This is a genomic window from Streptomyces sp. P5F9 (assembly GCF_057961495.1).
In genome coordinates, this window is record NZ_JBXVPZ010000072.1 from 23,803 (window position 1) to 29,847 (window position 6,045).

The 6,045-nt window shown below is 71.2% G+C and carries 6 protein-coding genes; 2 read left to right on the top strand and 4 right to left on the bottom strand.

Features of this window, described 5'->3' with window-relative positions:
* Positions 1 to 34: 34 nt before the first annotated feature.
* Together AC31A1_RS14940 and AC31A1_RS14945 are read right to left on the bottom strand one after the other, a co-directional pair.
* On the bottom strand, positions 35 to 946 hold the full coding sequence (locus AC31A1_RS14940; RefSeq protein ID WP_489653777.1) for a carbohydrate kinase family protein: 912 nt from the start codon (positions 944 to 946) through the stop codon (positions 35 to 37).
* Positions 943 to 1,992, bottom strand: a complete 1,050-nt coding sequence (locus tag AC31A1_RS14945) for a LacI family DNA-binding transcriptional regulator (RefSeq protein ID WP_489653778.1) — start codon at positions 1,990 to 1,992, stop codon at positions 943 to 945. The genes AC31A1_RS14940 and AC31A1_RS14945 overlap by 4 nt, the downstream gene beginning before the upstream one ends.
* A 229-nt stretch (positions 1,993 to 2,221) precedes the next feature.
* Between AC31A1_RS14945 and AC31A1_RS14950 the strand changes: the two genes are divergently transcribed.
* Positions 2,222 to 2,644: a Rieske (2Fe-2S) protein gene (locus tag AC31A1_RS14950; protein WP_489653779.1), complete on the top strand. Its 423-nt coding sequence runs from the start codon at positions 2,222 to 2,224 to the stop codon at positions 2,642 to 2,644.
* A gap of 27 nt (positions 2,645 to 2,671) precedes the next feature.
* Here the strand turns inward: AC31A1_RS14950 and AC31A1_RS14955 are convergent, their stop codons facing one another.
* Both AC31A1_RS14955 and AC31A1_RS14960 read right to left on the bottom strand, forming a co-directional pair.
* A complete protein-coding gene (locus AC31A1_RS14955) occupies positions 2,672 to 3,619 on the bottom strand; it encodes a hypothetical protein (protein ID WP_489653780.1) in 948 nt (315 codons plus the stop codon).
* 213 nt (positions 3,620 to 3,832) lie between these two features.
* A complete protein-coding gene (locus tag AC31A1_RS14960; protein WP_489653781.1) occupies positions 3,833 to 4,204 on the bottom strand; it encodes a response regulator in 372 nt (123 codons plus the stop codon).
* Positions 4,205 to 4,376: 172 nt separating this feature from the next.
* On the opposite strand from AC31A1_RS14960, the gene AC31A1_RS14965 reads away from it, so the two are divergent.
* Entirely contained in the window at positions 4,377 to 5,771 is a 1,395-nt protein-coding gene (locus AC31A1_RS14965; RefSeq protein WP_489653782.1) for an ABC transporter substrate-binding protein, read from the top strand.
* Positions 5,772 to 6,045 lie beyond the last annotated feature (274 nt).

The following is a 6,045-nucleotide window of genomic DNA, read 5'->3' on the forward strand; positions in this document are numbered from 1 at the left end:
CTCCCCGCAGGGCGCCACACGTGCTCAACAGCCTCTACAGAACGCCCAGTTCAGAGGCGTACGGCGGTTCCGCCCCCGCCCGTGAACACGTGATCGACGCCGCCCGCGCCGCGAGCCGCAGCAGTTGGGTCCAGCCGTCGCGGCCCAGGACGGCCATCCCCTCCGCGGACAGCGCGTTCCGGGCGGACAGGCCGTGCAGCAGCGCCGCGTTGACGGTGTCACCGGCGCCGATCGTGTCCACGACGTCGACCTTCTCGCCCGGCGCCGGGTACACCGTGCCGTCCTGGGTGAACGCGGCGAGGCCGTCGCCGCCCTGGGTGATCACGACGGCCGAGGGACCGGCGTCCAGCCACTCGCGCGGGGTGCCGCCCAGCCACAGCGCGTCCTCCTCGGACAGCTTGAGGAGCGACACGTACGGCAGCCAGCTCTTGAAGCGCGCCCGGTAGGCGTCCGCGTCGGGGATCAGACCTGCCCGGATGTTCGGGTCGAGCAGGGTGAACACGCCCTGCGCGAACGCGGTCCGCATCAGCTCCTCGTAGGCACTCGCGCCCGGCTCCAGGACGAGCGAGCAGGTACCGAAGGACACCGCCTCGGTCTCGGCGGGTAGCGCCGCGGGCACCGCGAAGAGCCGGTCGGCGGTGCCGTCGACGTAGAAGGAGTACGTGGCCGAGCCGTGCGCGTCGAGCGTGGCGACCGCGAGGGTGGTCGGCTCCTGGCCGCGCTGTACGTCCAGGACGTCCACGTCGGCCTGCCGCAGCCCGGCGAGGAGGGCCTCGCCGAACGCGTCGTAGGAGAGGCGGGAGCAGAAGGCTGTGGGGGAGCCGAGGCGGCCGAGGGCGACGGCGGTGTTGTACGGGCCGCCGCCGAGCGCCGGCTTCAGGGCGGCGAGGGCTCCCGTGCCCTGCGGCACCAGGTCGATCAGGGCCTCACCGGCTACGACGATCACGAGATGTTTCCCTTCTGGGACTGTTCGGACGGGTCGGGGCAGCCGCAGGACGTGCGGTGGACGAAGGTGCAGGGGAGCCGCAGGACGCGGGCGGGCCGGTCCGGCGAGGCGAGGCGGTCCAGCAGCAGTCGTACGGCCTGGGCGCCGATCTCCTTGCTGGGCTGGGCGATCGCGGTGAGCCGGGGCTCGAACAGGTCGGCCCAGGTGAAGTCGTCGAAGCAGCACAGCGCGATGTCCCCGGGGACGGACAGGCCTCGCTCGCGCAGGGCGCGCAGGGCGCCGATGGTCATCGCGTTGTTCGCGGTGACCAGGGCGGTGGGTGGGGCGGCGAGGGACAGCAGCTTCTCGGTGGCCCGCTCGGCGGCGGCCGACTCGGAGTCGCCGTGCGTCAACAGCCGCTCGTCGTAAGGGAGTCCGGCGGCGGCGAGACCGTACCGGTATCCGGCGATCCGCTCGCGGGTGGTGCTGAGCCCGGGCAGACCCGCGACGAGACCGATCCGGCGGTGGCCGAGTCCGGCGAGGTGGGTGACGAGGTGGGCCGTCGGCTCGACGTTCTCGGCGCACACCTGGTCGACGGCGGGCGCGTCGTCCGAGGGCGCTTCCACCACCCGGTCGAGGAACACCGTCGGTACGGAGTGCCGGCCGAGGTAGGCGACCAGGGCGTCCGGGGCCGCCGACGGGGCGACGATCATGCCGTCCACCCGGCGCTCGTGCAGGAGTTGGACGACCGTGCGCTCGTGCTCCGGGTCGTCGTGCGGATCGGCGATGAGCAGGCTGTAGCCCTCCTCCAGGGCGCCGGCCTCGACGCCCTGGAGGATCTCCGTGAAGTACGGGTTGCTGATCGCCGACACCGCGAGGCCGATGGAGCGGGTGCGGGACGTGACCAGGGAGCGGGCGAGGGTGTTGGGGGTGTAGCCCAGTTCCTCGATCGCGGTCAGCACGGCCTGCCGGGTGCCGGGCAGCACCGGACGGGTGTCGTTCAGGACGTGCGAGACGGTCGCGACGGACACACCGGCGCTCCGCGCGACGTCGACCATGGTGGCCATCGCGGATCCCCCTCCCCGAGGTGCGGCGGGCCTTGAAATGCGGCGGGCCTTCCGGTCGGGAACGTATCCCATCCGCCGCCAGACGTAAACGCTTGCGCAAACGTTTACGTACCGTGAGCGCCCGTCCGGTGAACCCACCTCAAAGCGGGCGGAACGCCATGGGTATCGTCGCCGTGCACCGTGCCTTGAACAGCCCGAACACCCCGAACGACAATAGCTGGAGACCTCCATGCCCGGCCGCCCCGCCCCGAGCCGTCGTACCGTCCTGCGAGGCGCGGCCCTCACGCCTGTCGCCGCGCTCGGACTCGCCGCCTGCTCGGGCGGTGGTTCAGGGGCCGCGGCGACCCCGACCGCGCCCGTGGAACTCGGCGCGGAGAGCGAGGTCGCCAAGGGGAGCGCCAAGCTGTACCGGGATCAGAACGTGGTCGTCAGCCGGGCGGCGAACGGAACCCTCAAGGCGTACAGCACGATCTGCACGCACGCGCAGTGCCCCATCAACAAGCTGGACGGCACGACGCTCGTCTGCCCGTGCCACGGCAGCCAGTTCGACGCCATGACCGGCAAGGTGGTGCAGTCACCGGCCACCGAGTCGTTGCAGGAACTGAAGGTGACGGCCGAGGACGGGAAGATCGTCGCTGGGCCGGCCGCCTGATCCTCAGGGCGTCCGGGCTCCGGCGGCTCATTCCCAGTCCCAGCCGATCCCCACGATCCCCGACCGCATCCGCGGCTCGACGAGGTGCACCGAGTGGTGTCCTCCGGCCAGACGCAGTTCCTGGCGGCCGCTGCGCGGGGCCGCCGCCGAGTGCTGGGTGAAGCGGTGGCAGCGCACCGGCAGCGCGTTCTCGTCGAAGCGCACCTGGAGCGCGTACTGGCCGCCCGCGATGCCGAAGTCGCGGACGTACTCGCGGGAGACGCCGGCGGTGCCGTCCTCGACGCCGTAGCGGAAGAGGAACGTATCTCCGGAGCGCAGGCGGGTGCCGAAGAGGAGCTCGGCGACCAGGACGCCGGTCTCGTGGTGGCGGCGGACGCGGCCCGTGCGGCAGTTCTCCAGAGCGTGCACGGTCATGCGGTCCGGGATGCAGCCCGGGTCTCCGTAGTGGACGGCTATGAAGCGGTCGATGCCGTCACGGTGGGCGCGGACGATGTGGTGCGACTCGCGGCCGACCAGCTCGCGGTGCGGCCCGACGCGCACGCGCTCGTGGTGCCCCAGGGTGTGCAGGCCGCTGTCGAGCGAGGCCTCCAACTCGGCCAGCAGCTGCTCCAGAACGCCGGAGGCCTCCACGAAGGAGCGGTACGAGCGGGCCGCCGGGCGCTGTGCCACGGCGCGTTCCTCGGCCTCGGCGAGCAGCCGGATCAGGGATTCCTCGGGGAGCTGGAGGATCTCCTCCAGTGCCCGTACGGCCCGCAGTGACTCGGGGCGCTGCGGGCGGCGGGCACCCTGCTGCCAGTAACTCAGGCTGGTGACACCGACCTTGACCCCGTAGCGCGAGAGGTGGTGCTGGACGCGTTGCAGCGGCAGTCCGCGGGCGGCGATGGCGGCGCGCAGCGCGACATGGAAGGGGCCGCCGCGCAGGGCCGAGTCCAGTTCCGCGGTGGCGACATCCGCCTGCTGTGTGGCGTGCGGCATGCAGGGGCCCTTTCTGTGAATGTCCACAACGGCTGGTCAGGCCGTTCACGCGAGTTGCTTCGGGGCCCCCGTCGGCGCCGGAGAAGGGTCTTCACATCCGTACGCCGTCGTTCACTCCCCGAGTTCCCCCGCATTGAAGCGTGTTGACCAAGTCCCGACAACACCTGTCGCCCATCAGGCATATGTGATCTGGCCCAGTCCCGCCGGGGGCGCTCACGGTGGTGCGGGCGGCCGGTCGTCGCCCAGCACGTCCCTGATCGCCCGCGCGGACAGGGCCGACTTGTGCAGGAAGCCGTGTGCGGGGCTGGCGGCGATGAGTTCCTGGAAGTCCTCCCGGGAGTGGGTCGAGATGAGGATCACCGCCCGTACGTCGCCCACGAGTCGGCGCGCGACCTCGAAGCCGTTCTCGCCGTCGAGGTCGAGATCGACCAGGACGACGTCCGGGGCCTTTTCCCGGGCCTGGGAGAGGGCGTCCGCGCCCGTCGAGGCGGTACCGACGACTTCCACGCCGCCACGTTCCAGCAGGGCGCGAGCCGCCTCCAGGAAGCGGGCGCTGTCATCGACGAGGAGACAGCGCAGCGACATGTGCCCAGCTTGCCAACCGGTGGTCGGCCGCGCCTTCCGGCTAGCCGGAAAGTGCTGAAGTCCCGCGCCATGACCGGAGGTTCTTGTGCACGCAGGGCGATGGGGATGCGACGGGCGGTAGCATGACGGCGCCCTGGGGAGACCACGTCGTCCGGTCGAGTGGGGGTCCGCCATGAACGGAACGAGCGCCACACGCGCGTGGACCGGCAGCCGCAGGATCCGCAGGGTCCGAGGAACCCTGGTCCCCTGGGTGGTGTGCGCGGCCCTTCTGCTGGCCGCGTGCGACGGCGGGAGCGATGCCAAGGGGGCGAGCGGGTCCCCGAAGGACACCACCTGCGACGGGAAGATCCACGGCACCGCGCACATCACCGTCTGGTACCACGCGGGCCCCAGCGGCGAGTTCACCACGCTGCGGAACCAGGTGGAGGAGTTCAACCGGCGGCAGAAGCAGGTGCGCGTCGAGCTGGTCACCCTCCCGGAGGACCGCGCCTACACCGCCCTGGTGCTGTCGGCGGCGGCGAGCGGCGACCTGCCCGACCTCCTGGACTTCGACGGCCCGAACCTCTACAGCTACGCCTGGTCGGGCAAGCTCCGGCCGATCGACTCCTGTGTGCCCGCGAGCGTCCGCGCCGACCTGTTGCCGACGATCCGTCAACAGGGCACGTACGCGGGCAGGTTGTGGGGCATCGGCACGTTCGACTCGGGCATGGGCCTGTATGTGCGCAAGTCCGTCATGAAGAAGGCCGGCATACGCGTCCCGACCGGCCCCAAGGACGCCTGGACGGCCAGCGAACTCACGGGCATCCTGCGCAAGTTGCGCACCCAGGGCTACAAGGCGCCGCTCGACCTGCGGCTCGTCTACTCGCAGCCGGGCCAGGAGTGGAACACGTACGGCTTCGCCCCCGCCGTGTGGTCGGCGGGCGGTGACCTCATCGAGCCCAAGAACTACCGCACCGCCAACGGCTATGTGAACGGCCCCGGTTCGGTCAAGGCGCTCACCGACATGCAGAACTGGGCCAAGGCGGGGCTCATCGACATGGTCAAGGACGACAAGGCGTTCGTCAGCGGCCGCAGCGCGATCTCCTGGTGCGGGCACTGGACCTATCCGGAATTCAACAAGGCCTTCCCCGGGGATGTCGCGATCGTCCCGTTGCCCGACTTCGGCCAAGGGACCGTCACGGGGATGGGCTCCTTCCAGTGGGGCATCCCGGCGGGCAACGCGGACGGTGACGCTGTCTGGCGCTTCCTGTCCTTCCTGCTCCAGCCCGCCCAGGTGCACCGGATGACCGTGGCCGACGGCGCGATCCCGGCGACCGAGAGCGCGATCAAACTCTCGCCGCAGTACGCGCCCGGCGGCCCCGAGCACCTCTTCATCGAGCAACTCCGGGACGGAGTCGCCCGCCCCAGGCCCCAGACGCCCGCCTACCCGGCGATCACCGACGCCTTCTCCCGGGCCTTCGCGAAGATCATCTTCAGTCGGGCGCCGGTCAAGGCCACCCTCGACCAGGCCGCCAAGAAGATCGACGACGACCTCGCGGCGCACGACGGCTATCCGCCGAGCAGATAGCGAAAGCGGGCGCCACGCGCGTGTGCCCGACAGGGTTCTACAGGCGGGTGCCGGACGGGGTCTTACGCGCGCGTGCTCGACAGGGGTTCCACGGGTGCGAGCCCGGCGGCGCAGCTTTACGCGCGCGTGCCCGACGTGAGTCCTACGCGCGCGTGCCCGACGGCGAGGGACCCGTCCTCCTCAAGGCCCTGACGAGCATGGCCGATTGGGGGCAGGCTGGGCATGTGACCGACCATCATCGATACGTCCCACCCCCGGGCCGCTGAGAGCCCGC

What these genes read in the sequence shown, in the direction of transcription:
- AC31A1_RS14945 (WP_489653778.1), bottom strand. Translation starts at nt 1,992, where the DNA reads ATGGCCACCATGGTCGACGTCGCGCGGAGCGCCGGTGTGTCCGTCGCG.
- AC31A1_RS14965 (WP_489653782.1), top strand. Translation starts at nt 4,377, where the DNA reads ATGAACGGAACGAGCGCCACACGCGCGTGGACCGGCAGCCGCAGGATC.
- AC31A1_RS14955 (WP_489653780.1), bottom strand. Translation starts at nt 3,619, where the DNA reads ATGCCGCACGCCACACAGCAGGCGGATGTCGCCACCGCGGAACTGGAC.
- AC31A1_RS14960 (WP_489653781.1), bottom strand. Translation starts at nt 4,204, where the DNA reads ATGTCGCTGCGCTGTCTCCTCGTCGATGACAGCGCCCGCTTCCTGGAG.
- AC31A1_RS14950 (WP_489653779.1), top strand. Translation starts at nt 2,222, where the DNA reads ATGCCCGGCCGCCCCGCCCCGAGCCGTCGTACCGTCCTGCGAGGCGCG.